25 protein-coding genes are annotated in these 26,045 nt (G+C 60.4%); 10 read left to right on the plus strand and 15 right to left on the minus strand.

Features of this window, described 5'->3' with window-relative positions; all coding sequences use genetic code 11:
* Positions 1-14 precede the first annotated feature (14 nt).
* Positions 15-182, minus strand: a complete 168-nt coding sequence (locus K5R88_RS20620; RefSeq protein WP_007954349.1) for a rubredoxin — start codon at positions 180-182, stop codon at positions 15-17.
* 201 nt (positions 183-383) lie between these two features.
* On the opposite strand from K5R88_RS20620, the gene K5R88_RS20625 reads away from it, so the two are divergent.
* Positions 384-935, plus strand: a complete 552-nt coding sequence (locus K5R88_RS20625) for a chorismate--pyruvate lyase family protein (RefSeq protein WP_192417712.1) — start codon at positions 384-386, stop codon at positions 933-935.
* Positions 935-1,825: a 4-hydroxybenzoate octaprenyltransferase gene (gene ubiA, locus K5R88_RS20630; RefSeq protein WP_226298274.1), complete on the plus strand. Its 891-nt coding sequence runs from the start codon at positions 935-937 to the stop codon at positions 1,823-1,825. Before K5R88_RS20625 ends, ubiA begins: the two co-directional genes overlap by 1 nt.
* Before the next feature lie 66 nt (positions 1,826-1,891).
* Here the strand turns inward: ubiA and K5R88_RS20635 are convergent, their stop codons facing one another.
* Positions 1,892-2,281 (minus strand): COG4315 family predicted lipoprotein, encoded by a 390-nt coding sequence (locus K5R88_RS20635; RefSeq protein ID WP_192228182.1) that lies wholly within the window; start codon positions 2,279-2,281, stop codon positions 1,892-1,894.
* 153 nt (positions 2,282-2,434) lie between these two features.
* On the opposite strand from K5R88_RS20635, the gene phoB reads away from it, so the two are divergent.
* From phoB to K5R88_RS20650, 3 genes are all read left to right on the plus strand, one after another.
* Entirely contained in the window at positions 2,435-3,124 is a 690-nt protein-coding gene (gene phoB / locus K5R88_RS20640) for a phosphate regulon transcriptional regulator PhoB (protein ID WP_007896474.1), read from the plus strand.
* 81 nt (positions 3,125-3,205) lie between these two features.
* On the plus strand, positions 3,206-4,492 hold the full coding sequence (gene phoR, locus K5R88_RS20645) for a phosphate regulon sensor histidine kinase PhoR (RefSeq protein ID WP_230427582.1): 1,287 nt from the start codon (positions 3,206-3,208) through the stop codon (positions 4,490-4,492).
* Between the two features lie 123 nt (positions 4,493-4,615).
* Entirely contained in the window at positions 4,616-5,956 is a 1,341-nt protein-coding gene (locus tag K5R88_RS20650) for a hemolysin family protein (RefSeq protein WP_008030693.1), read from the plus strand.
* 114 nt (positions 5,957-6,070) lie between these two features.
* Here the strand turns inward: K5R88_RS20650 and K5R88_RS20655 are convergent, their stop codons facing one another.
* From K5R88_RS20655 to K5R88_RS20680, 6 genes are all read right to left on the minus strand, one after another.
* Positions 6,071-6,967: a peptidoglycan DD-metalloendopeptidase family protein gene (locus tag K5R88_RS20655; RefSeq protein WP_008038129.1), complete on the minus strand. Its 897-nt coding sequence runs from the start codon at positions 6,965-6,967 to the stop codon at positions 6,071-6,073.
* 207 nt (positions 6,968-7,174) lie between these two features.
* The gene (locus K5R88_RS20660) at positions 7,175-8,131 is read right to left on the minus strand and encodes a response regulator (RefSeq protein WP_008038130.1); all 957 of its coding nucleotides are present in this window, start codon (positions 8,129-8,131) and stop codon (positions 7,175-7,177) included.
* A gap of 168 nt (positions 8,132-8,299) precedes the next feature.
* The gene (gene phoU, locus K5R88_RS20665; RefSeq protein WP_008030696.1) at positions 8,300-9,061 is read right to left on the minus strand and encodes a phosphate signaling complex protein PhoU; all 762 of its coding nucleotides are present in this window, start codon (positions 9,059-9,061) and stop codon (positions 8,300-8,302) included.
* A gap of 71 nt (positions 9,062-9,132) precedes the next feature.
* On the minus strand, positions 9,133-9,966 hold the full coding sequence (gene pstB, locus K5R88_RS20670; protein ID WP_008030698.1) for a phosphate ABC transporter ATP-binding protein PstB: 834 nt from the start codon (positions 9,964-9,966) through the stop codon (positions 9,133-9,135).
* Positions 9,967-10,125: 159 nt separating this feature from the next.
* A complete protein-coding gene (pstA, locus tag K5R88_RS20675) occupies positions 10,126-11,796 on the minus strand; it encodes a phosphate ABC transporter permease PstA (protein WP_226298275.1) in 1,671 nt (556 codons plus the stop codon).
* 15 nt (positions 11,797-11,811) lie between these two features.
* Positions 11,812-14,094, minus strand: coding sequence for an ABC transporter permease subunit (locus K5R88_RS20680; RefSeq protein WP_008030700.1), 2,283 nt, complete (start codon positions 14,092-14,094; stop codon positions 11,812-11,814).
* Positions 14,095-14,138: 44 nt separating this feature from the next.
* On the opposite strand from K5R88_RS20680, the gene K5R88_RS20685 reads away from it, so the two are divergent.
* A complete protein-coding gene (locus tag K5R88_RS20685) occupies positions 14,139-14,285 on the plus strand; it encodes a hypothetical protein (protein ID WP_157222763.1) in 147 nt (48 codons plus the stop codon).
* Positions 14,286-14,346: 61 nt separating this feature from the next.
* Here K5R88_RS20685 and K5R88_RS20690 read toward each other — a convergent pair whose 3' ends face one another.
* Entirely contained in the window at positions 14,347-15,348 is a 1,002-nt protein-coding gene (locus K5R88_RS20690; protein WP_008038131.1) for a phosphate ABC transporter substrate-binding protein PstS, read from the minus strand.
* A 232-nt stretch (positions 15,349-15,580) separates the two neighbouring features.
* On the minus strand, positions 15,581-16,879 hold the full coding sequence (locus K5R88_RS20695) for an MFS transporter (RefSeq protein WP_223450079.1): 1,299 nt from the start codon (positions 16,877-16,879) through the stop codon (positions 15,581-15,583).
* Between the two features lie 361 nt (positions 16,880-17,240).
* Here K5R88_RS20695 and K5R88_RS20700 point away from each other — a divergent pair, with 361 nt between their 5' ends.
* Positions 17,241-17,645, plus strand: coding sequence for an acyl-CoA thioesterase (locus tag K5R88_RS20700; protein WP_007896491.1), 405 nt, complete (start codon positions 17,241-17,243; stop codon positions 17,643-17,645).
* Between the two features lie 57 nt (positions 17,646-17,702).
* Entirely contained in the window at positions 17,703-18,602 is a 900-nt protein-coding gene (locus tag K5R88_RS20705) for a D-hexose-6-phosphate mutarotase (protein WP_226298276.1), read from the plus strand.
* A gap of 28 nt (positions 18,603-18,630) precedes the next feature.
* Here K5R88_RS20705 and K5R88_RS20710 read toward each other — a convergent pair whose 3' ends face one another.
* The 5 genes from K5R88_RS20710 to K5R88_RS20730 form a co-directional block, all read right to left on the minus strand.
* Positions 18,631-19,167: a DUF3299 domain-containing protein gene (locus K5R88_RS20710; RefSeq protein ID WP_008030706.1), complete on the minus strand. Its 537-nt coding sequence runs from the start codon at positions 19,165-19,167 to the stop codon at positions 18,631-18,633.
* An 87-nt stretch (positions 19,168-19,254) separates the two neighbouring features.
* The gene (locus K5R88_RS20715; protein ID WP_008030708.1) at positions 19,255-19,500 is read right to left on the minus strand and encodes a GlsB/YeaQ/YmgE family stress response membrane protein; all 246 of its coding nucleotides are present in this window, start codon (positions 19,498-19,500) and stop codon (positions 19,255-19,257) included.
* A 110-nt stretch (positions 19,501-19,610) separates the two neighbouring features.
* Positions 19,611-20,693, minus strand: a complete 1,083-nt coding sequence (locus K5R88_RS20720; protein ID WP_008030711.1) for a 5-(carboxyamino)imidazole ribonucleotide synthase — start codon at positions 20,691-20,693, stop codon at positions 19,611-19,613.
* 11 nt (positions 20,694-20,704) lie between these two features.
* On the minus strand, positions 20,705-21,196 hold the full coding sequence (gene purE / locus K5R88_RS20725) for a 5-(carboxyamino)imidazole ribonucleotide mutase (protein WP_008030713.1): 492 nt from the start codon (positions 21,194-21,196) through the stop codon (positions 20,705-20,707).
* Positions 21,197-21,492: 296 nt separating this feature from the next.
* The gene (locus tag K5R88_RS20730) at positions 21,493-22,410 is read right to left on the minus strand and encodes a LysR substrate-binding domain-containing protein (protein WP_008030714.1); all 918 of its coding nucleotides are present in this window, start codon (positions 22,408-22,410) and stop codon (positions 21,493-21,495) included.
* A 180-nt stretch (positions 22,411-22,590) separates the two neighbouring features.
* Between K5R88_RS20730 and aspA the strand changes: the two genes are divergently transcribed.
* Together aspA and K5R88_RS20740 are read left to right on the plus strand one after the other, a co-directional pair.
* On the plus strand, positions 22,591-24,015 hold the full coding sequence (gene aspA / locus K5R88_RS20735; protein WP_008030715.1) for an aspartate ammonia-lyase: 1,425 nt from the start codon (positions 22,591-22,593) through the stop codon (positions 24,013-24,015).
* Positions 24,016-24,516: 501 nt separating this feature from the next.
* Positions 24,517-25,968 (plus strand): alanine/glycine:cation symporter family protein, encoded by a 1,452-nt coding sequence (locus K5R88_RS20740; RefSeq protein WP_008030716.1) that lies wholly within the window; start codon positions 24,517-24,519, stop codon positions 25,966-25,968.
* Positions 25,969-26,045: the final 77 nt, after the last annotated feature.

The raw sequence follows: 26,045 nt of genomic DNA on the forward strand, positions 1-26,045 counted from the left end.
CTCCTCTAAATGTCTTAGTTGATTTCGATCATTTCGAAATCCATCTTGCCGACGCCGCAGTCCGGGCACAGCCAGTCTTCCGGCACGTCTTGCCACAGGGTGCCCGGCGCAATGCCGTCATCCGGCCAGCCGTCGGCTTCGTTGTAGATCAGGCCGCAGACCACACATTGCCACTTTTTCATTCAGGTACATCCTCAGGATTCAGGCTTATTGCCGGCGCGAACGGTCGATGGTTGCAGCGCTGCCGTCCGGCTCAGGGCGTTTTGTACTGATCGGGCCCGGCAGATGCAAGCCTGTTCGACGCAATGGGGCGCCGGATCAATCAAAATCACCGACCGACATGGTAAGCTCGCCGCCTCATTTGCTGCCAATAATGACTCACTGTGCCGCACTCAAAACCTCCTTTCTGGCTTCCCCAAAGTCGACTTTCGCCGCTCCCCGACACGTCTACCCTCGACTGGTTGTTCGACGAAGGTTCGCTGACCCGACGGCTGACCCGTCTGTCGAATGACCGCTTCAGCGTCACGCCGCTTTTCGAAGGCTGGCAACCGCTGCGCGCGGACGAATGCGCGGCACTGGACCTGGCCGAAGACAGTGAAGGCTGGGTGCGCGAGGTGTATCTGCGCGGTCACGGTGAAGCTTGGGTGTTCGCCCGCAGCGTGGCGGCACGCAGCGCGTTGCAGGGCGACGGGTTGCACATGGACGAGTTGGGCAGTCGCTCGCTGGGCGAGTTGCTGTTTTGCGATCAGGCGTTTCAGCGTCGCGCCATCGAGGTTTGTCACTATCCTCAGGAGTGGCTGCCGGTGGAGTGCCGGGCACCTGAGTTGTGGGGCCGTCGCTCGCGCTTCGACCGTGGCGCCTTGAGCGTGCTGGTGGCCGAGATTTTCCTGCCGACCTTGTGGCACGCCACCCGCGCCCATCCGGAGAACTGCTGATGTACCAGAGCCTGCTCAAGTCCCTGAACCGCTTGAACCCTCGGGCCTGGGATTTCATTCAGCTGACGCGCATGGACAAACCCATCGGCATTTACCTGCTGCTGTGGCCGACGCTGTGGGCGTTGTGGATTGCCGGCAAAGGTTCGCCGTCGCTGGCCAACGTGGTGATCTTCGTGCTCGGCGTGGTGCTGACCCGCGCCGGCGGTTGCGTAATCAACGACTGGGCGGACCGCAAGGTCGATGGCCATGTGAAACGCACCGAACAGCGTCCGCTGCCGAGCGGAAAGATCAGCTCCAAAGAGGCGCTGGTGTTCTTTGCATTGCTGATGGGCGTGAGTTTCCTGCTGGTGTTGTGCACCAATGCGCCAACGGTGTGGTTGTCGTTCGGCGGTTTGGCGCTGGCCTTCACTTACCCGTTCATGAAGCGCTACACCTATTACCCGCAAGTGGTGCTGGGCGCGGCGTTTTCCTGGGGGATGCCGATGGCGTTCACTGCCGAAACCGGCGAACTGCCGGCGGCGGCGTGGTTGCTGTGGATCGCCAACCTGCTGTGGACGGTGGGTTATGACACCTATTACGCGATGACTGATCGCGACGACGACTTGAAGATCGGTGTGAAATCCACGGCGATTCTGTTTGGCGAGGCGGACCGGGTGATCATCCTGACCTTGCAAGGGTTGGCGTTGGGTTGCCTGCTGCTGGCCGGGTCGAAATTCGAGCTGGGTGGCTGGTTTCACCTGGGACTGCTGGCGGCGGCGGGCTGTTTTGCGTGGGAGTTCTGGTACACCCGTGACAAGGACCGGATGCGGTGTTTCAAGGCGTTCTTGCACAACCATTGGGCGGGGTTGGCGATTTTTGTGGGGATTGTTTTGGATTACGCGATGCGGTGAGGCGGCTGACGCCTTCGCGGGCAAGCCTCGCTCCTACGGAAACGAGGCCGCCATTTCGGATCGGCCTTACATCTTCGGCCCTTGGAGCACGTGCCAGACGTCCTTCACTTTGTCGCCCGTTTTGTCACCCGGTTTCGCGTCCTTCTTGAAGTAGTACAGCGGTTTGCCCTTGTAGGCCCACTGCATCGTGCCATCGTCACGCGTGACGATTGTCCAGTCACCTTCGGCCTTGGCGCCCGCTTCCGCCTTGAACGGTGGCCAGTACTCTGCACATTCACCAGTGCACACCGACTTGCCAGCGGTGGTGTCCTTGTCGAACGTGTACAGGGTCATGCCCTTGTGGTCCGCCATCACACCGTCTTTCATCATCACAGGCTCAGCCGCGAAGGCCATTGCCGGCAACGCCAGGGCTGCGGTCAGCATCAAAGCCTTGAAGGAATGCGAGTATTTCTTCATGGAAACCTTCCTTTTGTGGTTGTCAGGATTCGGACTTAGAGCTTAGTTCAGGTTCGCGACAATCGCCGGGCGACTAAAATACTGTCACACGACTGCAATAATTCCGTTATCTAATGCGGCGCAAGACAGTTAAATGACAAGAGGATTAAAGGCATGGTTGGCAGGAGCATTCTGATCGTCGACGACGAAGCGCCCATTCGCGAAATGATCGCCGTTGCGTTGGAAATGGCCGGCTATGACTGCCTGGAGGCCGAAAACTCGCAACAGGCCCACGCGATCATCGTCGACCGCAAACCGGACCTGATCCTGCTCGACTGGATGCTGCCCGGCACCTCCGGTATCGAACTGGCCCGCCGCCTCAAGCGCGATGAGCTGACCGGGGACATCCCGATCATCATGCTCACCGCCAAGGGCGAAGAGGACAACAAGATCCAGGGCCTGGAAGTCGGCGCCGACGACTACATCACCAAACCGTTTTCCCCTCGTGAGCTGGTTGCGCGCCTCAAAGCCGTGCTGCGCCGCGCCGGCCCAACCGATGGCGAAGCGCCGATTGAAGTCGGCGGCCTGCTGCTGGACCCGATCAGCCACCGCGTGACCATCGACGGCAAACCCGCCGAGATGGGCCCGACCGAATACCGCTTGCTGCAATTCTTCATGACCCACCAGGAACGCGCCTACACCCGTGGTCAGTTGCTGGATCAGGTCTGGGGCGGCAATGTGTATGTAGAGGAACGCACCGTCGACGTGCACATCCGTCGCCTGCGCAAAGCCCTCGGTGACGCCTACGAAAATCTGGTACAAACCGTGCGCGGCACCGGCTACCGGTTTTCCACCAAAGCCTGATTCAGCCCTTTACCGCCCGACAAGCTGACAAGGACGCGCGTTCAAGTGAACCAAAACTGGCATGGCACCCTGATTCGCCACATGCTGCTACTGGTCACCGCCTGCCTGGTGATCGGCCTGATTACCGGCTACTACGGCTGGAGCCTCGCTGCGGGCCTGGGCCTTTACCTGGCCTGGACCCTCAAGCAATTGCTGCGTCTGCACGAGTGGCTGCGCCTGCACAAACCCGATGAAGCGCCGCCCGATGGCTACGGCCTGTGGGGCGAAGTGTTCGACAGCATCTATCACCTGCAACGCCGCGACCAACGCGTGCGCGGACGCCTGCAAGCGGTGATCGACCGGGTCCAGGAATCCACCGCCGCGTTGAAAGACGCGGTGATCATGCTCGACACCGACGGCAACCTCGAATGGTGGAACCGCGCCGCGGAAACCCTGCTCGGTCTCAAGACGCCGCAGGACAGTGGCCAGCCAGTGACCAACCTGGTGCGCCATCCGCGCTTCAAGGAATACTTCGAGCAGGACAGCTACGCCGAACCGCTGGAAATCCCCTCGCCGATCAACGATCGACTGCGCATTCAGCTGTACATCACCCGTTACGGCAACAACGAACACTTGATGCTGGTGCGCGACGTGACACGCATCCATCAGCTGGAACAGATGCGCAAAGACTTTATCGCCAACGTTTCCCACGAACTGCGCACGCCGCTGACGGTGATCTGCGGGTATCTGGAAACCCTGCTCGACAACGTCGATGACGTGAACCCGCGCTGGACCCGTGCCCTGCAGCAAATGCAGCAGCAAGGCGGGCGCATGCAGACGTTGCTCAACGACTTGCTGCTGCTGGCCAAGCTGGAAGCCACCGATTACCCGTCGGACAACCAGCCCGTGGCCATCGATGGCTTGCTGCAATCGATCAAGGGCGACGCTCAGCAACTGTCCGGGCAGAAAAACCAGCGCATCACCCTGGAAGCCGATCCGACGATTCTGCTCAAGGGCAGCGAAGCCGAATTGCGCAGTGCGTTTTCCAACCTGGTGTTCAACGCGGTGAAATACACCCCGGCCGAAGGCAATATCCGCATTCGCTGGTGGGCTGACGAGCAAGGCGCGCACCTGAGCGTGCAGGATTCCGGGATCGGCATTGACAGCAAACACCTGCCGCGCCTGACCGAACGGTTCTACCGCGTCGATTCCAGCCGCAACTCCAACACCGGCGGCACCGGGCTTGGGCTGGCAATCGTCAAACATGTGCTGCTGCGCCACCGCGCACGGATGGAAATCAGCAGCGTGCCGGGCCACGGCAGTACGTTTACCTGCCATTTCGCGCCCGCCCAGGTCACCAAATCCCGGGTCATCAGCACGGCCGACTGATACCGGCCAGCATTCGCCACTAGGCAAGCACCCGGTCAGCCGCTACATTGGCTGACTTGTGCCTGCCCTTCAGGCACCGCATTGACCCCCTTTTCGAATACACGGAACCCGCAAAACTCCATCATGGACCCTTCCCCTGGCTTGACCCTCGCAACACTCTTTGCCGACTTCGGCATGATTCTTTTTGCTCTGATCCTGGTGTTGCTCAACGGATTTTTCGTTGCGGCGGAATTTGCCATGGTCAAACTGCGCTCGACCCGGGTCGAGGCCATCGCTGATAAAAACGGCTGGCGCGGGCACATCCTGCGCACCGTTCACAGTCAGCTCGATGCCTACCTGTCGGCCTGCCAATTGGGTATCACCCTCGCCTCCCTCGGCCTTGGTTGGGTCGGTGAACCGGCGTTCGCACACATCCTCGAGCCGCTGCTGGAAGCCGTCGGCGTGCAGTCGGCCGAAGTGATCAAGGCCGTGTCGTTCTTCGCCGCGTTCTTTGTCATCTCGTACCTGCACATCGTGGTGGGTGAACTGGCGCCGAAATCCTGGGCCATCCGCAAACCCGAATTGCTGTCGCTGTGGACCGCCGTGCCGCTGTACCTGTTCTATTGGGCGATGTACCCGGCGATTTACCTGCTCAACGCCAGCGCCAACACCATCCTGCGCATCGCTGGCCAGGGTGAACCCGGCCCCCATCACGAGCACCATTACAGCCGTGAAGAACTGAAACTGATCCTGCACTCCAGCCGTGGCCAGGACCCGAGCGACCAAGGCATGCGTGTATTGGCCTCGGCGGTGGAAATGGGCGAGCTGGAAGTGGTCGACTGGGCCAACTCCCGCGAAGACCTGGTGACGCTGGAGTTCAACGCGCCGCTCAAGGAAATCCTGGCGATGTTCCGTCGCCACAAGTTCAGCCGTTATCCGGTGTACGACAGCGATCGCCAGGAGTTCGTCGGCCTGCTGCACATCAAGGACCTGCTGCTGGAACTGGCCGCGCTGGACCACATTCCCGAGTCGTTCAACCTGGCTGAGCTGACCCGACCGCTGGAACGCGTGTCGCGCCACATGCCGCTGTCGCAGTTGCTGGAACAGTTCCGCAAAGGCGGCTCGCACTTCGCACTGGTCGAAGAGGCCGATGGCAACGTCATCGGCTACCTGACCATGGAAGACGTGCTGGAAGTGCTGGTCGGCGACATTCAGGACGAACACCGCAAGGCCGAGCGCGGGATCCTCGCGTACCAGCCGGGCAAGTTGCTGGTTCGCGGCGATACGCCACTGTTCAAGGTCGAGCGCCTGCTGGGCATCGATCTGGACCACGTCGAAGCCGAAACCCTCGCCGGGCTGGTGTATGAATCCCTGAAACGGGTGCCGGAAGAGGAAGAAGTGCTGGAAGTTGAAGGTTTGCGGATCATCATCAAGAAGATGAAAGGGCCGAAGATTATTTTGGCCAAGGTGTTGATGCTGGATTGATCGGCTGATCCGGAACCATGTCGATCCCTTCGCGGGCAAGCCTCGCTCCTACAGGATTTCGCTGAGTCTGTAGGAGCGAGGCTTGCCCGCGAAGGCGTCAGCCCAGGCAACACATCATTGTTTGCCCAACGCAAAGTTGGGCAATGCCCCCACCGGTTGATTGAACTGGTACGGAATCGACACCAGCCCCATCCCGGTATTGCGCTGTACCACAAAATGCAGGTGCGGCCCGCTGCTGTTGCCGGTGTTGCCCGACAGCGCCAGCGGACTGCCCACCGACACCCGCTGCCCCTCGCGAACACTCACCGAACCTCGCTTGAGGTGCAAGTACACGCCCATCGTCCCGTCATCGTGCAGCACCCGCACGAAATTGCCTGACGGATCGTTGCCGCGCCCGGTCTGGGCGTTCTCGGTTTTCACCACCACCCCGCCCCGCGCAGCAATGATCGGCGTGCCCTCAGGCATCGCGATATCCATGGCGTAGCGATTCTTGGGGCCGAAGTGGCTGTATTGGCCATTGGCGCCCTGACTCAGCCGAAACGGCCCACCGCGCCAGGGGAACGGGTATCGATAGGCCATGGCGGCGCCTGAGGGATCACCCAGGAAGTATTCAAATCTGGGGGTGTACGCGAGCGGCCTTTCGGCCCGCGTCGCCGTGAGCAGCGCCAGACGAATGCTGCTGCGCGCCGGCATGACCCGGCGAATCGGTCGGCTCGGCGCACCGCTGACGTTCTGCAGCCCGGCGAAACTCAACTCGATCTGTACCGGCGCGTACAGGTCGTTGCGCACGTACACACTGTCCACGCCTTTTTTCTTGGTGATGACGAGGTACACCTGACGCTCAAGGTGCTCGACCATGCGATCACGAAAAGTGAACACCTTGGCGCCTTTCGTGGGGCGGTCGCTGTAGGAGACCACGCCATTGGCATCGGTGGATTTGTAGATGGTCATGGCCATGGCCGTAGAGGACGCCATGAACAGACCACAGCAAAACAGCAGGCGCGCGAGCATGGGCAGGATTCTGTCGAGTAAGGCCTGGGGATGAGCCTAGCAGCTGCAATGGACCCGGGTAGTCGGCAGATGTTTCAAAATGGGCAGGTCGGGGGGATGTGTGGTGAATCTGATGACCCCTTCGCGGGCAAGCCTCGCTCCTACAGGTTCACACCGTACTGTAGGAGCGAGGCTTGCCCGCGATGGCGGACTGTCAGGCGACGAAGGTTATGCGCCTGGAACGAAATGCTTCTGCGCCGTACCACGTGCTATCAAACGGGAGATGTAATCCAGTTTCTGCGCATCCTGGTCGACAAAGCGGAACGTCAGTTGCAGCCATTCGCTGTCGGGTTTCTGCTCGTGGGCGACGATGGCGTGCAGGTAACCGTTCAGGCGGGCGACTTCAGCGTTGTCGCCCTGCTCCAGATCGAGCACGGCGCTGTCGAGCACTTGCGGCAGGGCTTCGCTGCGTTTGACCACCAGCAGCGCTTCCTTGAGGCTCAACGCCTTGATCACGCATTGCTGAATGCCATTGGGCAGGCGCAATTGGCCTTGGCCACGACCACCGGTAGGTGCTGCAGACGCCGCCGGTGCTTTTACCGGCGGGCTGTTGAGCAGGCCACGGGACGGGGCAGCCGCCGCGGGTGCTGGCGCTGGTGCAGCGGCGGCAGGTCGGGCAATCGGTGCAGCAGCAGGTGCAACGCTGGCCATGGCAGGCTTGCCGCCGGTCAACGCGCTCAAGGAATCATTGCCGAACGCCGAGTTCATTTTGGTCGGTGCGCTGTTCATCAAGGTGTCGAGCTTGCCGACCTTGTTCAGCGCCTGCTTGACCTTGGTCAGCAGTTGTTCGTTGGTGAACGGCTTGCTGACGTAGCCGGATACACCGGCCTGAATCGCCTGGACAACGTTCTCTTTGTCGCCACGGCTGGTCACCATGACAAAGGGCATGGTCTTGAGATTGTCCTGCTCGCGGCACCAGGTCAGCAGTTCCAGGCCGGACATTTCCGGCATTTCCCAGTCGCACAGGACCAGATCGAACGCTTCCCGCGCCAGCAAGGCCTGAGCCTTCTTGCCGTTGACCGCGTCTTCGATCCGGATCCCCGGGAAGTAGTTGCGCAGGCACTTCTTCACCAGGTCACGAATGAACGACGCATCATCCACGACCAATACACTGACCTTACTCATCCATCACCCCTTTAAAAAATCCCGGCAAGCATACCGCTTTACTGATGGCGCATCGCCATAAACCTTCAGTCACGCCGGGACTTTTCGTTCGCGGGTGCTGCATTCAAATTCACAAACCCGTAAACAAAAACGCCCGGCCAAAAGGCCGGGCGCTTTACTTGGGCAATCTTACTTATCGTCAACTTTGCCCGGAACATTAGCGGTTTCACCACTTGTGCCTTCAACTTCTTCTTTCATGCGCTTGAGGCCCAAGTGACGCACGTCGGTGCCGCGCACCAGATAAATCACCAGCTCGGAAATATTGCGCGCGTGGTCGCCGATGCGCTCCAGCGAACGCAGCACCCAGATGATGCTCAAGACCCGCGAGATAGAGCGTGGGTCTTCCATCATGTAGGTGGCGAGCTCGCGCAGGGCGGTCTTGTATTCGCGGTCGATGATCTTGTCGTACTGCGCCACCGACAACGCCAGGTCGGCGTCGAAACGGGCAAACGCGTCCAGTGCATCGCGAACCATGTTGCGCACCTGGTCGCCGATGTGGCGCACCTCGACATAGCCGCGCGGGGCTTCGCCTTCTTCACACAACTGGATGGCGCGACGGGCGATCTTGGTTGCTTCGTCACCGATGCGCTCAAGGTCGATCACCGACTTGGAGATGCTGATGATCAGACGCAAGTCGGACGCGGCCGGCTGACGACGGGCCAGAATGCGCAGGCATTCTTCGTCGATGTTGCGCTCCATCTGGTTGATCTGGTCGTCGATCTCGCGCACTTGCTGGGCCAGGCCGGAGTCGGCCTCGATCAGCGCAGTGACCGCGTCGTTGACCTGTTTCTCGACCAGCCCGCCCATGGCCAGGAGGTGGCTGCGCACTTCCTCGAGCTCAGCGTTGAACTGCTGGGAGATGTGATGGGTAAGGCCTTCTTTGCTAATCATGTTGGCGTCCTTGGAGCGTCCGGTAAGGTGCGGTGGACCGCAGCGTCAGTTCAGTGAGCAACAACAGCTTCCTAGCCGTAGCGACCAGTGATGTAGTCTTCGGTCTGCTTCTTCGCCGGATTGGTGAACAAGGTGTCGGTGTCGCCGAATTCCACCAGTTTGCCCATGTACATGAACGCCGTGTAGTCGGAAACCCGCGCGGCCTGTTGCATGTTGTGGGTCACGATGACGATGGTGAATTTCGATTTCAGTTCGTAGATCAGCTCTTCGACTTTCAGCGTCGAGATCGGGTCGAGTGCCGAGCACGGTTCGTCGAGCAGCAGCACTTCCGGTTCCACGGCGATGGTGCGCGCGATCACCAGACGTTGCTGTTGACCACCGGACAGGCCGAGTGCCGATTCATGCAGACGGTCTTTGACTTCGTCCCACAGTGCCGCGCCTTTCAACGCCCACTCGACGGCTTCGTCGAGGACGCGCTTTTTGTTGATGCCCTGGATGCGCAGGCCGTAAACCACGTTTTCGTAAATGGTTTTCGGGAACGGGTTCGGCTTCTGGAACACCATGCCGACACGACGACGCAGCTCGGCCACGTCTTCGCCCTTGCGGTAGATGTTGTTGCCGTAGAGGTTGATTTCACCTTCTACGCGGCAGCCGTCAACCAGGTCGTTCATGCGGTTGAAGGTGCGCAGCAGCGTGGACTTGCCGCAGCCGGACGGGCCGATGAAGGCGGTCACGCGCTGTTTCGGGATGTTCATGCTGACGTCGTACAGCGCTTGTTTGTCGCCGTAGAACAGGCTCAGGCCCGGCACTTCAATGGCCACGGTTTCCTGCGCAAGGCTCAGGCTCTGTTTGTCGCGGCCCAGGGCAGACATGTTGATGCCGTGGGTATGTGTTTCGTGCTGCATGGGAAGCTCCCTGTGCTGACAAATTCGGTTCGGTTGTCCGCTGGCCTCACATAATGGGCCAGCGGTGTTGCCGTCCTGTAGGAGCGAGGCTTGCCCGCGAAGGCGTCCTTGAAATCGCCTTCGCCGGCAAGCCTGGCTCCTACAGGGAGCGGCGCTAAATTAGCTATCCAGCGCTTTGTATTTCTCGCGCAGGTGGTTACGGATATAAACGGCCGACAGGTTCAATGTCGCGATCACCAGCACCAGCAGCAACGCTGTGGCGTACACCAGCGGTCGTGCGGCTTCGACGTTCGGGCTCTGGAAGCCGACGTCATAAATATGGAAGCCCAAGTGCATGATCTTCTGGTCAAGGTGCAGGTACGGGTAGTTGCCATCCAGCGGCAGCGACGGCGCCAGTTTCACCACACCCACCAGCATCAGCGGCGCCACTTCACCGGCGGCGCGAGCCACGGCGAGGATCATGCCGGTCATCATTGCCGGGCTGGCCATCGGCAGCACGATCTTCCACAGGGTTTCCGCCTTGGTCGCGCCGAGGGCCAACGAGCCTTCACGCACGGTGCGAGGAATCCGCGCCAGACCTTCTTCGGTGGCCACGATCACCACCGGCACCGCCAGCAGCGCCAGGGTCAACGAAGCCCAGAGCAGACCCGGTGTACCGAAGGTCGGTGCCGGCAGCGCTTCTGGGAAGAACAACCGGTCGACCGAGCCGCCCAGCACGTAAACGAAGAAGCCCAGACCGAACACGCCATAAACGATCGCCGGAACGCCCGCCAGGTTGTTCACGGCGATGCGGATAATCCGCGTCAGCGTGTTCTGCTTGGCGTATTCACGCAGGTAAACCGCCGCCAGTACGCCGAACGGGGTCACGATCATTGCCATGATCAGGGTCATCATCACGGTGCCGAAGATGGCCGGGAAAATCCCGCCTTCGGTGTTCGCTTCACGCGGGTCGTCGCTGAGGAATTCCCAGACCTTGCTGAAGTAGAAACCGATCTTGGTCATCGTACCCATGGCGTTCGGCTGATAGGCGTGAACCACTTTGCCGATGCCGATTTCAATCTCTTTGCCGTTGGCATCGCGGGCCGTCAGGCTGTCGCGATTGAACTGGGCGTGCAGGTCGTTCAGGCGTGCTTCGATGTCCTGATAACGTGCGTTCAGCTCGGCGCGCTCGGATTCCATGTCCGCTTGCGCGGTGGCATCGAGCTTGCCGGCCAGTTCCAGTTTGCGACCGTGCAGACGGATGCGTTCGAGGCCTGAGTTGATCGCGCCGATGTCGACTTTTTCCAGGGTCTTGAGCTGAGAGGCGAGCTGGTTGACGCGGGCAACACGGGCCTGCAACTCAGGCCACGCGGCTTCGCCTTCGGCAATAACCTTGCCGTCCTGTTTGACGTTGACCAGGTAACCGTAGAAATTGCCCCACTCGCGACGCTCGATGGCCATGAGCTCAGGCGGGGTGGTTTGGTTAGTTAGCCACTCGCCGACGATCCAGGTGAAGTCGTTGCCGTTCAAGTCACGGTTGCCGACCTTGATCAGCTCGCGGGTCATGAACTCCGGGCCTTCGTCAGGCACCGGCAGCCCGGCGCTTTTCAGGCGCGCGCGCGGCACTTCTTCTTTCTGTACCACTTCGCCGATGACCAGGTGATTGGCCTGGCCCGGCACGTCGTAGCTGGCGTGAATCAAATCAGCCGGCCAGAAGTGACCCAGACCGCGCACGGCAATCACCGCCAGCAGGCCAATGGTCATGATGACCGCGATGGACACCGCGCCACCGCTGATCCAGACGCCGGGGGCGCCGCTCTTGAACCATCCATTCAGGGAGTTCTGTTTCACAGACTTCTACCTTTCTTAAAGCGACGAGTATTTCTTGCGCAGACGCTGACGAATCAGTTCTGCGAGGGTGTTCATGACGAAGGTGAACAACAGCAGCACCAGCGCCGAGAGGAACAGCACGCGGTAGTGGCTGCCGCCGACTTCCGATTCGGGCATTTCCACCGCGACGTTGGCGGCCAGCGTTCGCAGACCTTCGAACAGGTTCATTTCCATGACCGGGGTGTTACCGGTGGCCATCAGCACGATCATGGTTTCACCGACCGCACGGCCCATGCCGATCATCAGCGCCGAGAAGATGCCCGGGCTGGCGGTGAGGATTACCACGCGGGTCATGGTCTGCCACGGCGTGGCACCGAGGGCCAGGGAACCGAGGGTCAGGCCACGCGGCACGCTGAACACGGCGTCTTCGGCGATGGAGTAGATGTTCGGGATCACCGCGAAGCCCATGGCCAGACCGACCACCAGTGCGTTGCGCTGGTCGTAGGTGATGCCCAGGTCATGGGAGATCCACATGCGCATGTCGCCGCCGAAGAACCAGTTCTCCATGAACGGGCTCATGTACAGGGAGAGCCAGCCCACGAACAGGATCACCGGAATCAGAATCGCGCTTTCCCAACCGTCCGGCACTTTCAGGCGGATCGATTCAGGCAGGCGGCTGAAGACGAAGCCGGCCACCAGAATGCCGATCGGCAAGAGCATCAGCAGGCTGAAGATGCCCGGTAAATGTCCTTCTACATACGGTGCGAGGAACAGACCGGCGAAGAAACCGAGGATCACCGTCGGCATCGCTTCCATCAGCTCGATCACCGGCTTGACCTTGCGGCGCATGCCCGGGGCCATGAAGTACGCGGTATAGATCGCCGCAGCGACGGCCAGTGGCGCGGCCAGCAGCATGGCGTAGAACGCGGCTTTCAGGGTGCCGAAGGTCAGCGGAGACAAGCTCAGCTTCGGTTCGAAATCGGTGTTGGCGGCGGTCGATTGCCAGACGTATTTAGGCTCGTCGTAGTTCTCGTACCAGACCTTGCTCCACAGCGCGCTCCACGACACTTCCGGGTGCGGGTTGTCGAGCAGCAGCGGTTGAATCTTGCCACCGGCTTCCACGATCACGCGGTTGGCCCGTGGCGACAGACCGAACAGGCCCTGGCCTTCCACGACCTGGTCCACCAGCAAGGTGCGGTGCGCGGTGCTGTGGAATACGCCGAGCTTGCCGGATGCGTCGAGGGCGATGAAGCCTTTGCGACGCTCTTCGGCAGTGATTTCAACGATTGGCGTGGTGCCCATCTGGAAGGTGCGGATCTGCTTCAGGCGCAGTTCGCCATCCGGGTCGCGAGCCATGAACCACTGGGCCAGGCCACCTTTGGAGTCGCCGAGGATCAGCGAGATACCGCCCACCAGTTGGGTGCTGGCGGTGATCTCGGCTTCGCCGTTTTCGAGCAGCTTGTAGCGACCGTTGAGGCTCTTGTCGCGCAGGCTGAACACGTCGGCCTGGGCACGACCGTTAATCACGTACAGCCACTGTTGGCGCGGGTCGACGAAGATGTTCTTCACCGGCTCGGTCATCTGCGGCAGATCGATGCGTTTCTGCTCGTTGGTGATTTCGCCGGTCATCATGTTCTCTTCGCTGGTCAGCGACAGAACATTGAGTTGCGAACCGGTGGAACCGACCAGCATCAGGGTCGAATCGGTGGCGTTGAGGCTGACGTGCTCCAGCGCACCGCCCGCCTCGTTCAGCGCAATCGGGGTTTCGCCGTACGGATATTCGACGGCCGGCGAGATGGTCTTCTTGCCGTCCGGGTAGCTGACTTTATAGGTGTGACGGAACACCAGCGCCTGGCCATTGGAGAAGCCCACCGCCACCAATGGATGGCCCGGTTGGTCTTCGCCGATGGAGGTCACGGTAGCGCCGGCCGGAACCGGCAGATCGACGCGCTTGAGTTCGGCGCCACTGTCGATGTCGAAAAACAGTGCCTGCCCTTTGTCGGAAACCCGCATGGCGACCTGGTTCTGCTCTTCCAGGGAGATCATCAGCGGCTTGCCGGCGTCCTGCATCCAGGCGGGCGTGATGGATTCCTTGGCGGTCAGGTCGGCACCCTGGAACAGGGGCAGGACGACGTAGGCAAGGAAGAAGAAGATCAGCGTGATCGCGCCGAGAACGGCAAGGCCGCCAACGAGGACGTACCAGCGGGTCAGGCGATCTTTGAGCGCGCGGATGCGGCGCTTGCGTTGCAACTCAGGCGTATTGAAATCAATTCGCTTGGGGGGATTTGTAGTCATGGTGGAATTGGCCAGATCATTCATGCGCACACCCTAGCGATCCTGTATGACAGAAAGATGACAATGCAGTGACGCAACAAATCCGCCGCCAGCGGGAACTGGCAGTGGATCAAAAATTTGGGGAGGCCGGGCTGCCGGAAATGGCAACCCTGAGCCTTGTAGGAGCGAGGCTTGCCCGCGAATGGGTCGTCACATTCAGTATCAATGTCGACTGACCACCGCTTTCGCGAGCAAGCTTTGCTCCTACAGGTCCGGGATCAACCCGGACCTAGGGTTTTACTTTTTTGCGACTTCAGCGCCGCCTTCTTGCAGACCCAGGTCAGCCAGTGCTTTTGCAGCAACCTTGGCCGGCAGTGGGATGTAGCCGTCTTTTACTACAACTTCCTGGCCCTGTTTGGACAGAACCAGTTTCACGAACTCGGCTTCCAGCGGGGCCAGAGGCTTGTTCGGGGCTTTGTTGACGTAAACGTAGAGGAAACGCGACAGCGGGTATTTGCCGTTCAGGGCGTTTTCTTCGGTGTCTTCGATGAAGTCCTGGCTGCCTTTCTTGGCCAGGGCCACAGTCTTCACGCTAGCGGTCTTGTAGCCGATGCCCGAGTAACCGATGCCGTTCAGCGAGGAGCTGATCGACTGCACGACCGAAGCCGAGCCTGGTTGTTCGTTGACGTTTGGCTTGTAGTCGCCTTTGCACAGGGCTTCTTCTTTGAAGTAGCCGTAGGTGCCGGATACCGAGTTACGACCGAACAGTTGAACCGGCTTGTTGGCCAGGTCGCCGGTCACACCCAGGTCACCCCAGGTTTTCACATCGGTTTTAGCACCGCACAGACGAGTGGACGAGAAGATCGCGTCGACTTGTTCCATGGTCAGGTGCTGGATCGGGTTGTCTTTGTGAACGAAGACGGCCAGGGCGTCCACGGCAACCGGGATAGCGGTTGGCTTGTAGCCGTACTTCTGCTCGAAGGCAGCCAGTTCGGTGTCCTTCATCTTGCGGCTCATCGGGCCCAGGTTGGAGGTGCCTTCAGTCAGCGCAGGTGGCGCAGTGGCGGAGCCAGCGGCCTGAATCTGGATGTTTACGTTCGGGTATTCTTTTTTGTAGTTCTCAGCCCACAGGGTCATGAGGTTGGCCAGGGTATCGGAGCCGACGCTGGACAGGTTGCCCGACACACCAGTGGTCTTGGTGTAGCTCGGGATAGCAGGGTCAACAGCGGCGAACGCGTTGGCAGTCGCAACGCCAGCAGCGACAAAAGTCATTGCCGCCATCAAACGCTTCAGTTTCATGCCTTACTCCTAGCAGATAGGGTGTGTTAGTCGGGGCCAAGTATCAGCAGGCCGTGTGAACACTCTATGGCTGAAATATGACAATTGGATGAAAGGCCAGTATTCGAGTTTTTACCGGATAATTCATGCGCCCCAAATCGCTAGCAGGCTAGCTCCCACATTGGAATGCATTTCAATGTGGGAGCTAGCCTGCTAGCGATTTGGGCCGGTACAGCTACAGACAATTTCGGGATCAGCGCCCCTTCTTCCAGAGATACGCACCCACCAAAATTCCGACCCCGCACAGAACCGCGACGTAATACGCCGGGCCCATCGGGCTTTCCTTGAGCAGCAGGCTGACGATCATCGGCGTCAGGCCACCGAAAATGGCGTAAGCCACGTTGTAAGAGAACGACAGGCCGCTGAAGCGCACCACCGGCGGGAATGCCTTGACCATGACATACGGAACTGCACCGATGGTGCCCACCAGCAGGCCAGTCAAGGCGTACATCGGGAACAGCCAGTCAGGATGCTCCGCCAGACTGTGGTAGAAGGTCCAGGAGCTGGCCAGCAAGGCGGCACAGCCGAACACGAACACTCGGCCCGCGCCGAAACGATCCGCGAGGGCGCCGGCAATGATGCAACCAATGCTCAGGAACACGATCGCCACGCTGTTGGACTGCAGGGCGGTGGTGGGCGAGAAGTGGTGGACCGTCTGCAACACCGTCGGGGTCATCAAAATCAACACCACGATGGCGGCGGACAGCAACCAGGTCAGCAGCATGGAAATCGCGATCGCGCCGCGATGGTCGCGCAATACCGCACGCAGCGGCACTTCCTCGGCCAGGGCCTTGCGCAGTTGCAGCTCAGCGAAAACAGGGGTTTCGTGCAGCCAGCGGCGCAGGTAAACCGAGAACAGGCCAAACACGCCACCGAGCAGGAACGGGATCCGCCAGGCGTAATCCGACACTTCCACCGGGGTGTAAATGCTGTTGATCGCGGTGGCGACCAGCGACCCCAAAAGGATCCCCGCCGTCAGACCGCTCGTCAGGGTGCCGCAGGCGTAGCCGATATGCCGTTGTGGCACGTGTTCGGAAACGAAGACCCACGCGCCGGGCACTTCACCGCCAATCGCTGCGCCCTGAATCACGCGCATCAGCAGCAACAGGATTGGCGCCCACATGCCGATTTGCGCGTACGTCGGCAGCAAACCCATGATCAGGGTCGGCACCGCCATCATGAAAATACTCAGGGTGAACATCTTCTTGCGACCCAGCAGGTCGCCGAAGTGCGCCATCACAATGCCGCCCAGCGGACGCGCCAGGTAACCGGCGGCGAAGATGCCGAAGGTCTGCATCAGGCGCAGCCACTCGGGCATGTCGGCCGGGAAGAACAGCTTGCCGACCACCGTGGCGAAAAACACGAAGATGATGAAGTCGTAGAACTCCAGCGCACCGCCAAGGGCGGACAGCGATAAAGTCTTGTAGTCATTGCGGGTCAACGGACGTGCGGGCTGGGTCGGCTGCGCGATGCTCGAGGGCGCTGTGGTCATGGCAAGGCTTCTCTTATAGTCGGATCTGCAACCTCAACAACGCTGGCGGAGGCTTGGGCAGGTCCGGCACGATAGCAAATTGTTCGAAAAAGCACATAGAGGTGCGTATTTGACGGTCAAAATGAGAACCGGACGGTCGTCTCGGAGTCTACCGACCGATATACTCGGGATCTTGCAACAGTTTGAAAGGGTTGCTGTGCGAAGACGCTGCTGGCCTACCAGTCGATTTCGCAGAGTTTCCCTTTAGGCGCCTTACGAAAAACGTGACGAACGTAGTATGTTCGGGGCTGAATCGTTTTTTCTGAGACGGCTATTCACCTGAAGTACCAATGAAGAGTCACGGGTCAGAGGCACCCCCGGAATGATAGAGCTCGAACAAGAAGATCCAATCCCGCAAGGCGACCTGGCCCTGCAAATCACCGCGCTTCCGCGTGAAACCAACGGTTTCGGCGATATTTTCGGCGGCTGGCTGGTGGCGCAGATGGATTTGGCCGGCACCGCAATGGCCAGCAAAGTCGCGGGCGGACGCGTGGCGACCGTGGCGATCGACCGTATGGCGTTCCTGGTGCCAGTGGCGGTGGGCGCTCAGCTCTCCTTCTATACCCAGGCGCTGGAAATCGGCCGCAGCTCGATTCAGATGATGGTCGAGGTCTGGAGCGACGATCCACTGTCCAGCGAGTGGCGTAAAGTGACTGAAGCCGTGTTTGTGTTCGTGGCCATCGACGGCAGCGGTCGCACCCGTTCGGTTCCGCCACGCGCACGTTAAACACGGCGAGCGTTTTGCGGTCCATTGCAGTCATTGTTCCTGATCGAGAATTGCCCCATGAGCACGCCCAACGTTGAAGCCGTGAAACTGGATGAACTGAACTGCTGGCGCATCCGCCACGGTCAGGCCGAATTGCTGGTCGCCCAGCAAGGTGCGCACATCCTCAGTTATCAATTGGCCGGCCAACCGCCGCTGATCTGGCTCAACGACGAGGCCGTGTTCAAGACCGGCAAGAACATCCGCGCCGGCGTGCCGGTGTGCTGGCCGTGGTTCGGCAACCTTGCGCGCAACCCGCAGAGCGTTCAGGCGATGCGCGTCAGCAACGAACCGCCGAGTGCCCACGGTTTTGTACGGGCGATGGACTGGGAACTGAGCGGCATCGAAACCGAAGGTGAAAGCCTGAAGGTGGAATTCGTCCTGCCCTACCCCGATGGCGGCTTCCCCGGCTGGCCGCATCAGGTGGATTTGAAGTTGAGCATTCGTCTGGATGAGCAACTGCACATCAGCCTGACCAGCCACAACCTGGGCTCGGAAAAAGTCACGATCAGCCAGGCGCTGCACAGCTATTTCGCGGTCAGCGATGTGCGCAATGTGCATGTTGATGGGCTGGATGGCTTGAAGTACATCGAGACGCTGGAAGACTGGAAAACCAAGACTCAGACCGGCGACCTGCGTTTTGCCGGCGAGACCGATCGCATCTACCTCAATACCCCGGCGAAGCTGAGCATTGTCGACCCGGCCTGGGAACGGCGCATCGAGCTGACCAGCTGTGGTTCGCGCTCGGCGGTGATCTGGAACCCGTGGATTGATCGCGCAGCGGCGTTCAGCGACATGGCCGATGATGGCTGGCAACGGATGCTGTGCATCGAGACGGCGAATGTGATGGATGATGTGGTGACGCTGGCGCCGGGTGCGAGTCATACCCTTGGCGTAAGCATCGCCAGCACCCCGCTATAAGCAACACCGCTCCCACAGTTTTTACCGCCTACAAATCCGATTCCTTCACCACACGCACTTGCGCCGCATCCAGCGCATACGCTGCATCGGCCAGGTCGTTGTTGACCTTCTCGATCTTCAACGTGCCGGTCACCCACAGCGGCGTGTAGATATCATTGAGCTTCAACCCTTTCGGATAACGCACCAGCACCAACTGGTTAGGCGGCGGTGGCGGCACGTGGATGCAGGCGCCCGGATACGGCACGAGGAAGAACAGCGTGCTGCGGCCCTTGGCGTCGGACTCCAGCGGCACCGGATAACCACCGATGCGGATGTTCTTGTCGTTCATCGACGCCACGGTCTTGGTCGAGTACATCACCGCCGGCAAGCCCTTGCTCTGCTTCATGCCACCCTTTTCGGTAAAGGTGCCATTGGCTTCGGGGGAGTTGTGATCGATTTCGGGCATGGCCTCGAGGGCTTTCTGGTCCGACTTGGGCATCAGTTCGAGCCAGTCGGTTTCCGGCAGTTCGCCGGCATGGGCAAGGCCCGAACCCAGTAAAAGGACAGTCAATAGAAGACGGCGCATGGAGGTGCTCGGTAAAGGAAGGACGATAAGTCGCCGAGCATTCTAGTCCTCCCGGACTGCGCAGCCGAGAGGACTTTGTCGCCTGAATCAGTTCTTTTTGATCAAGCCGTAGATCACCAGCAACACCACGGCGCCGACCAGCGCACCGATGAAGCCCGCGCCTTGACCGGCCTGGTAGATGCCCAGGGCCTGACCGCCGTAAGTGGCCGCCAGCGAACCGCCGATACCGAGCAGGATGGTCATGATCCAGCCCATGCTGTCATCGCCCGGTTTCAGGAACCGCGCCAGCAGGCCAACGATCAAGCCGATAAAGATGGTTCCGATAATTCCCATGGCATTTCCCTCTGAGTAAGTGGCTATGCAGAAGCCTAGTCAGACTTTCGCATCCTGCCATGAGAGAACGGCGGCCCCTGAATGGTTCCGCCGCTGCCACATGAAACTATTTATTCGGCGATGAGGGCTTCGACCTTGAGGATCTGTGCCGCCAGCGTCTCGCGGTCCGCGCAACGCAGGTTGGCGTGACCAACCTTGCGGCCGACCTTGAACGCCTTGCCGTAGTGATGCAGATGGCAATCGGCGATGGCCAGGACCTTCTCGGTGTCCGGCACTTTACCGATGAAGTTGAGCATCGCGCTCTCGCCGACCTTGGCGGTCGAACCCAACGGCAGGCCGGCTACGGCGCGCAGGTGGTTTTCGAACTGGCTGCACTCGGCGCCTTCAGTGGTCCAGTGCCCGGAGTTGTGCACGCGCGGGGCGATCTCGTTGGCCTTGAGGCCACCGTCGACTTCAAAGAACTCGAACGCCATCACGCCAACGTAGTTCAACTGCTTGAGCACACGGCTGGAGTAGTCTTCGGCCAAGGCTTGCAGCGGGTGGTCGGTGCTGGCCACGGACAGCTTGAGGATGCCGCTGTCGTGGGTGTTGTGAACCAGCGGGTAGAACTTCGTTTCGCCATCGCGGGCGCGCACGGCGATCAGCGACACTTCGCCGGTGAACGGCACGAAGCCTTCCAGCAGGCAGGCAACGCTGCCCAGTTCAGCGAAGGTGCCCACCACGTCTTCAGCAGTGCGCAGGACTTTCTGGCCCTTGCCGTCGTAACCCAGGGTGCGGGTTTTCAGCACGGCCGGCAGACCGATGGAGGCCACGGCGGCGTCCAGATCGGCTTGCGACTGGATGTCGGCGAACGCCGGGGTCGGAATCCCCAGGTCCTTGAACATGCTCTTCTCGAACCAGCGGTCACGGGCGATGCGCAGGGCTTCGGCGCTCGGGTAGACCGGAACGAATTGCGACAGGAACGCCACGGTTTCAGCCGGGACGCTCTCGAACTCGAAGGTCACCAGATCGACTTCATCGGCCAGTTGGCGCAGGTGATCCTGATCGCCGTAATCGGCCCGCAGGTGTTCGCCCAACGCGGCTGCGCAAGCATCCGGCGCGGGGTCCAGGAAAGCGAAGTTCATGCCCAGCGGAGTGCCCGCCAGCGCCAACATGCGACCCAACTGGCCGCCACCGATTACACCGATCTTCATCGTCAACAACCTCAGGCGATGCGTGGGTCTGGATTGTCCAGGACGCTGTCTGTCTGCTCAGCGCGGAAAGTCTTCAGCACTTCGTGGAACTGCGGGTGCTTGGCGCCGAGGATGCTCGCCGACAGCAGCGCGGCGTTGATCGCGCCGGCCTTGCCGATGGCCAAAGTGGCAACCGGAATGCCTGCTGGCATTTGCACGATAGACAGCAGCGAATCGACACCCGAGAGCATCGCCGACTGCACCGGCACGCCCAGCACCGGCAGGTGGGTCTTGGCCGCACACATGCCTGGCAAGTGGGCCGCGCCACCGGCACCGGCGATGATCACCTCGATGCCACGCGCCTCGGCCTCTTCGGCGTACTGGAACAGCAGGTCCGGGGTGCGGTGGGCAGAGACCACTTTCACCTCGTAAGGGATGCCGAGCTTTTCCAGCATATCGGCGGTGTGGCTAAGGGTGGACCAATCGGACTTGGAGCCCATGATCACGCCAACCAGTGCACTCATCGTCGTGCCTCTTCTCTCTGGGCGCCCGCAGGCGCGTCAAAAAACAACAAGCCACGCAAAATGCGTGGCTTGATTGTACGAAAAATGGCCGGACGAACCGGCCGAAGGCCGCGCAGTATACCTCAATGAAGCAGATAAACAGCCCCCGATGCGACCATCTGTCATACAGCGCAAAACCCCGGTTTTATTGACCTGAAGGTCAATCAAAATCCCCTGTAGGAGCCGGCTTGCTGGCGATCCAGTCGACGCGGTTTGTCTGATACACCGAGTTGTCTGGATCGCCAGCAAGCCGGCTCCTACAGTCCGGTGGGGGTCTGGGCGGCGCCGCCTTCGAGTTTGCGCCACAACAACCGTACGTTGGCCTTGCGCACCAACGCGCAGCGGTACAAACGAATTTCCAGCGGCACATGCCATTGCGGGCCGCCGCAGACCACCAACTCACCGCGGGCCAGTTCGGCACGCACACTCAGTTGCGGCACCCAGGCGATGCCCAACCCTTCCAGCGCCATGCTTTTCAGGCTGTCGGCCATGGCGGTTTCATACACCGTGGTAAACCGCAGCGCACGCTGGCGCAGCAAGCCGTTCACCGAACGCCCGAGAAAGGCGCCGGCGCTGTAGGCGAGCAACGGAACGCTGGCTTCGCCTTCCAGATCGAACAGCGGCTTGCCGTCGGCATCTGCTGCGCACACCGGCAACATTTCCGTATGTCCCAGGTGCAGCGACGGGAAAATTTCCGGGTCCATCTGCATCGCGGCGTCCGGGTCGTAGAACGCCAGCATCAAGTCGCAACCGCCTTCGCGCAAGGCATGCACCGCGTCGCCAACGTTAGTCGCCACCAACCGCGTGGCGATGTTCAAACCTTCATTACGCAACTGCGCGATCCAGCGCGGAAAGAAACCCAACGCCAACGAGTGAGCCGCCGCGACCTGCATCACTTCGCCCTGCCCGCCTTCCAGATGATGAAGATGGCGCAGCACTTCGCCGAGCTGTTCGACCACGGTCCGCGCGGTGACGAGGAACAACTGCCCCGCCGCCGTCAGCTCGATCGGCGTGCGCGAACGATTGACCAGTTGCAGCCCCAGCGCGGCCTCAAGGCTGCGGATCCGTCGGCTGAACGCCGGCTGCGTCACGAAGCGGCGTTCGGCAGCCTGGGAGAAGCTGCGAGTGGCGGCCAGAGCACTAAAGTCCTCAAGCCATTTGCTTTCCAAATTCATCAAGTCCTCCCGGACACGCACCAAATTAGGTCACACGTTCGCCACAGACACGGCGTCACACGGGCATTATGCCGAATATGCATAGGCCAGTGTTTAACAGCATTGGCCGAAAATTCTCTACAAGCCTAGCATTTGCGGTGTTCCGGCACAGACCGGGTCCATATTGAGATGATTTCTATCATGTCCTCCGCTGCATCATTCCGCACAGAAAATGACCTGCTTGGCGCTCTCGAAGTACCGGCTCAAGCGTATTACGGTATCCAGACCCTGCGAGCGGTGAATAACTTCCGCCTTTCGGGCGTTCCGATTTCGCACTACCCGAAACTGGTTGTCGGCCTGGCCATGGTTAAACAGGCCGCTGCTGACGCCAACCGTGAGTTGGGTCACCTGAGCGAAGCCAAGCACGCTGCCATCAGCGAAGCCTGTGCACGTTTGATCCGCGGCGACTTCCACGAAGAGTTCGTGGTGGACATGATTCAAGGCGGCGCTGGCACTTCGACCAACATGAATGCCAACGAAGTCATCGCCAACATCGCGCTGGAGGCCATGGGTCACCAGAAAGGCGAATACCAGTACCTGCACCCGAACGACGACGTGAACATGGCGCAGTCGACCAACGACGCCTACCCGACCGCGATCCGCCTGGGTCTGCTGCTGGGTCACGACGCTCTGCTGGCCAGCCTCGACAGCCTGATTCAGGCATTCGCGGCCAAGGGTCAAGAATTCAACCACGTCCTGAAGATGGGTCGTACCCAGCTGCAAGACGCCGTGCCGATGACCCTGGGTCAAGAGTTCCGTGCTTTTGCCACCACGATGGGCGAAGACCTGGCCCGTCTGAAGACGCTGGCCCCGGAACTGCTGACCGAAGTGAACCTGGGCGGCACCGCGATCGGCACCGGCATCAACGCCGACCCGCGTTATCAGGCCCTGGCCGTACAGCGTCTGGCCCTGATCAGCGGTCAACCGCTGGTTCCAGCGGCCGACCTGATCGAAGCCACCTCCGACATGGGCGCCTTCGTGCTGTTCTCCGGCATGCTCAAGCGTACCGCGGTCAAACTGTCGAAGATCTGCAACGACCTGCGCCTGCTGTCCAGCGGCCCACGCACCGGCATCAACGAGATCAACCTGCCGGCGCGTCAGCCAGGCAGCTCGATCATGCCAGGCAAGGTCAACCCGGTGATCCCGGAAGCCGTGAACCAGGTTGCGTTCCAGGTCATCGGTAACGATCTGGCGCTGACCATGGCAGCCGAAGGCGGCCAACTGCAACTGAACGTGATGGAGCCGCTGATCGCTTTCAAGATCCTCGACTCGATCCGCCTGCTGCAACGCGCCATGGACATGCTGCGCGAGCACTGCATCGTCGGCATCACCGCCAACGAAGCGCGCTGCCGTGAACTGGTCGAACACTCGATCGGTCTGGTCACCGCACTGAACCCGTACATCGGCTACAAAAACGCCACCCGCATCGCCCGTATCGCCCTTGAAAGCGGCCGTGGCGTGCTGGAACTGGTGCGCGAAGAAGGTCTGCTCGACGAAGAAATGCTCGCCGACATCCTGCGCCCGGAAAACATGATTGCTCCACGTCTGGTTCCGCTTAAAGCCTGAACCGACGCGTTACTTGTAGCACCGCTCACCAGGTCGAGGGACTAGACACCTCTCACCTTTTGAGGGCTTGGGGATTTACTCCCCAGGCCCTTTTTTTTAACTCTTTTGCAACAACCCAGAACCTGTGGGAGCGGGCTTGCCCGCGATGAACGACAACGCGGTTTACCTGAAAGACCGCAGCGTCTGCATCGCGAGCAAGCTTGCTCCTACAAGAGCCCGACGCCGGTAACGTCGGGTGTTTCAAAGGCTTCGCTTCACCGAATGCACCACAATCGTGCAGACGGACGGCACTGTCATCGGTATAGTGCCGCCCCTCTTCGCGTGAGCGGTCGTCGGTAACGAGGCCCAAACCCATGCGAAACCCGAACTAATAACAAACCCGCAATATGAAATCGGGACGAACCTTCGCCTCGCCTGTTGTGCCGTGCGCACAGCGGTGTAACGCGATGTTTCCGACCGTCCAGCATTTGCCTACACAAAAAAAACAGCGAGGAATAATCCATGCTCGAAGTCATTAACGACTTCCTCTCAGGGAAAGTACTGATCGTGCTCATTGTCGGGCTCGGTAGCTACTTCACGATCCGCTCGCGTTTCGTTCAATTGCGTCACTTCTTCCACATGTTCGCGGTGTTCCGCGACAGCCTCAAAAGCAGCGCCGGGCAACTCAGCTCCTTCCAGGCCCTGATGCTCAGCCTCGCCGGCCGCGTCGGTGCGGGCAACATCGCCGGTGTCGGCATTGCCGTGACCCTCGGCGGGCCAGGTGCGGTGTTCTGGATGTGGGTGACCGCGCTGGTCGGCATGTCCAGCAGCTTCTTCGAATGCTCCCTCGGCCAGCTCTACAAACGCGCCGACGCCGACGGCACTTACCGTGGCGGCCCGTCCTATTACATCCAGCACGGCCTGCAGAAACGCTGGCTGGGCATGATCATGGCGTTCCTGCTGCTGATCACCTTCGGGTTTGCCTTCAACGGCCTGCAATCCCACGCCGTGACTCACTCGCTGAACAACGCGTTCGGCTTCGACACCACCTGGACCGGTCTGGCCCTGGCGGTGTTGCTGGGCCTGGTGTTCATCGGCGGGATCAAGCGCATCGCCAAGGTCGCTGACCTGTTGGTGCCGGTGAAAACCCTGGTGTACATCGGCGTGACCATCTACGTGATCGTGCTGCAATTCGACCACGTACCGGCGATGCTGATGACCATCGTCAAAAGCGCGTTCGGTCTGGACCAGGCCTTCGGCGGCCTGATCGGCAGCGCCATTGTCATGGGCGTGAAGCGTGGCGTGTTCGCCAACGAAGCAGGCCTGGGCAGTGCACCGAACGTAGCGGCCGTGGCGTCGGTTGAACACCCGGTTTCACAAGGCGTGGTTCAGGCGTTCAGCGTGTTCCTCGATACCTTTGTAATCTGCACCTGCACCGCGTTGCTGATCCTGCTCTCGGGTTTCTACACCCCGGGCTTCGAAGGCGACGGCATTGCCCTGACCCAGAACTCTCTGGCCGCCGTGGTCGGTGACTGGGGCCGGATGTTCATCTCCGTGGCACTGGCGCTGTTCGTGTTCACCTCGATTCTCTACAACTACTACCTGGGCGAGAGCAACCTGCGCTTCCTGATCGGTGAAAACCGCAAGGCGCTGATCGGCTACCGCGCGCTGGTACTGGTGTTGATTTTCTGGGGTGCGATCGAGAACCTCGGCACAGTGTTCGCGTTTGCCGACATCACCATGACTCTGCTCGCGTTCGTGAACCTGATCGCGTTGTTCCTGCTGTTCAAGGTCGGCATGCGCATCCTGCGTGACTACGATGACCAGCGCGCTGCCGGCATCAAGACACCGGTGTTCGATTCGAGCAAGTTCCCGGACCTGGATCTGGACCTGAACGCCTGGCCAGCCAACCCGCCAGCTGCTGCCACCAAGGCTGAAGCTGAAGCGCAAGGCATACCCGCAGCGCAACGCTGATCGGTTAAAGTGCGAAAAACCCTGTAGGAGTGAGACCGGCTTGCCGGCGATGAGGGCGTGTCAGGCGACATTAATGC

The sequence above is a fragment of the Pseudomonas sp. MM213 genome, assembly GCF_020423045.1.
In the GTDB taxonomy this organism is placed as follows: Bacteria; Pseudomonadota; Gammaproteobacteria; order Pseudomonadales; family Pseudomonadaceae; genus Aquipseudomonas; species Aquipseudomonas migulae.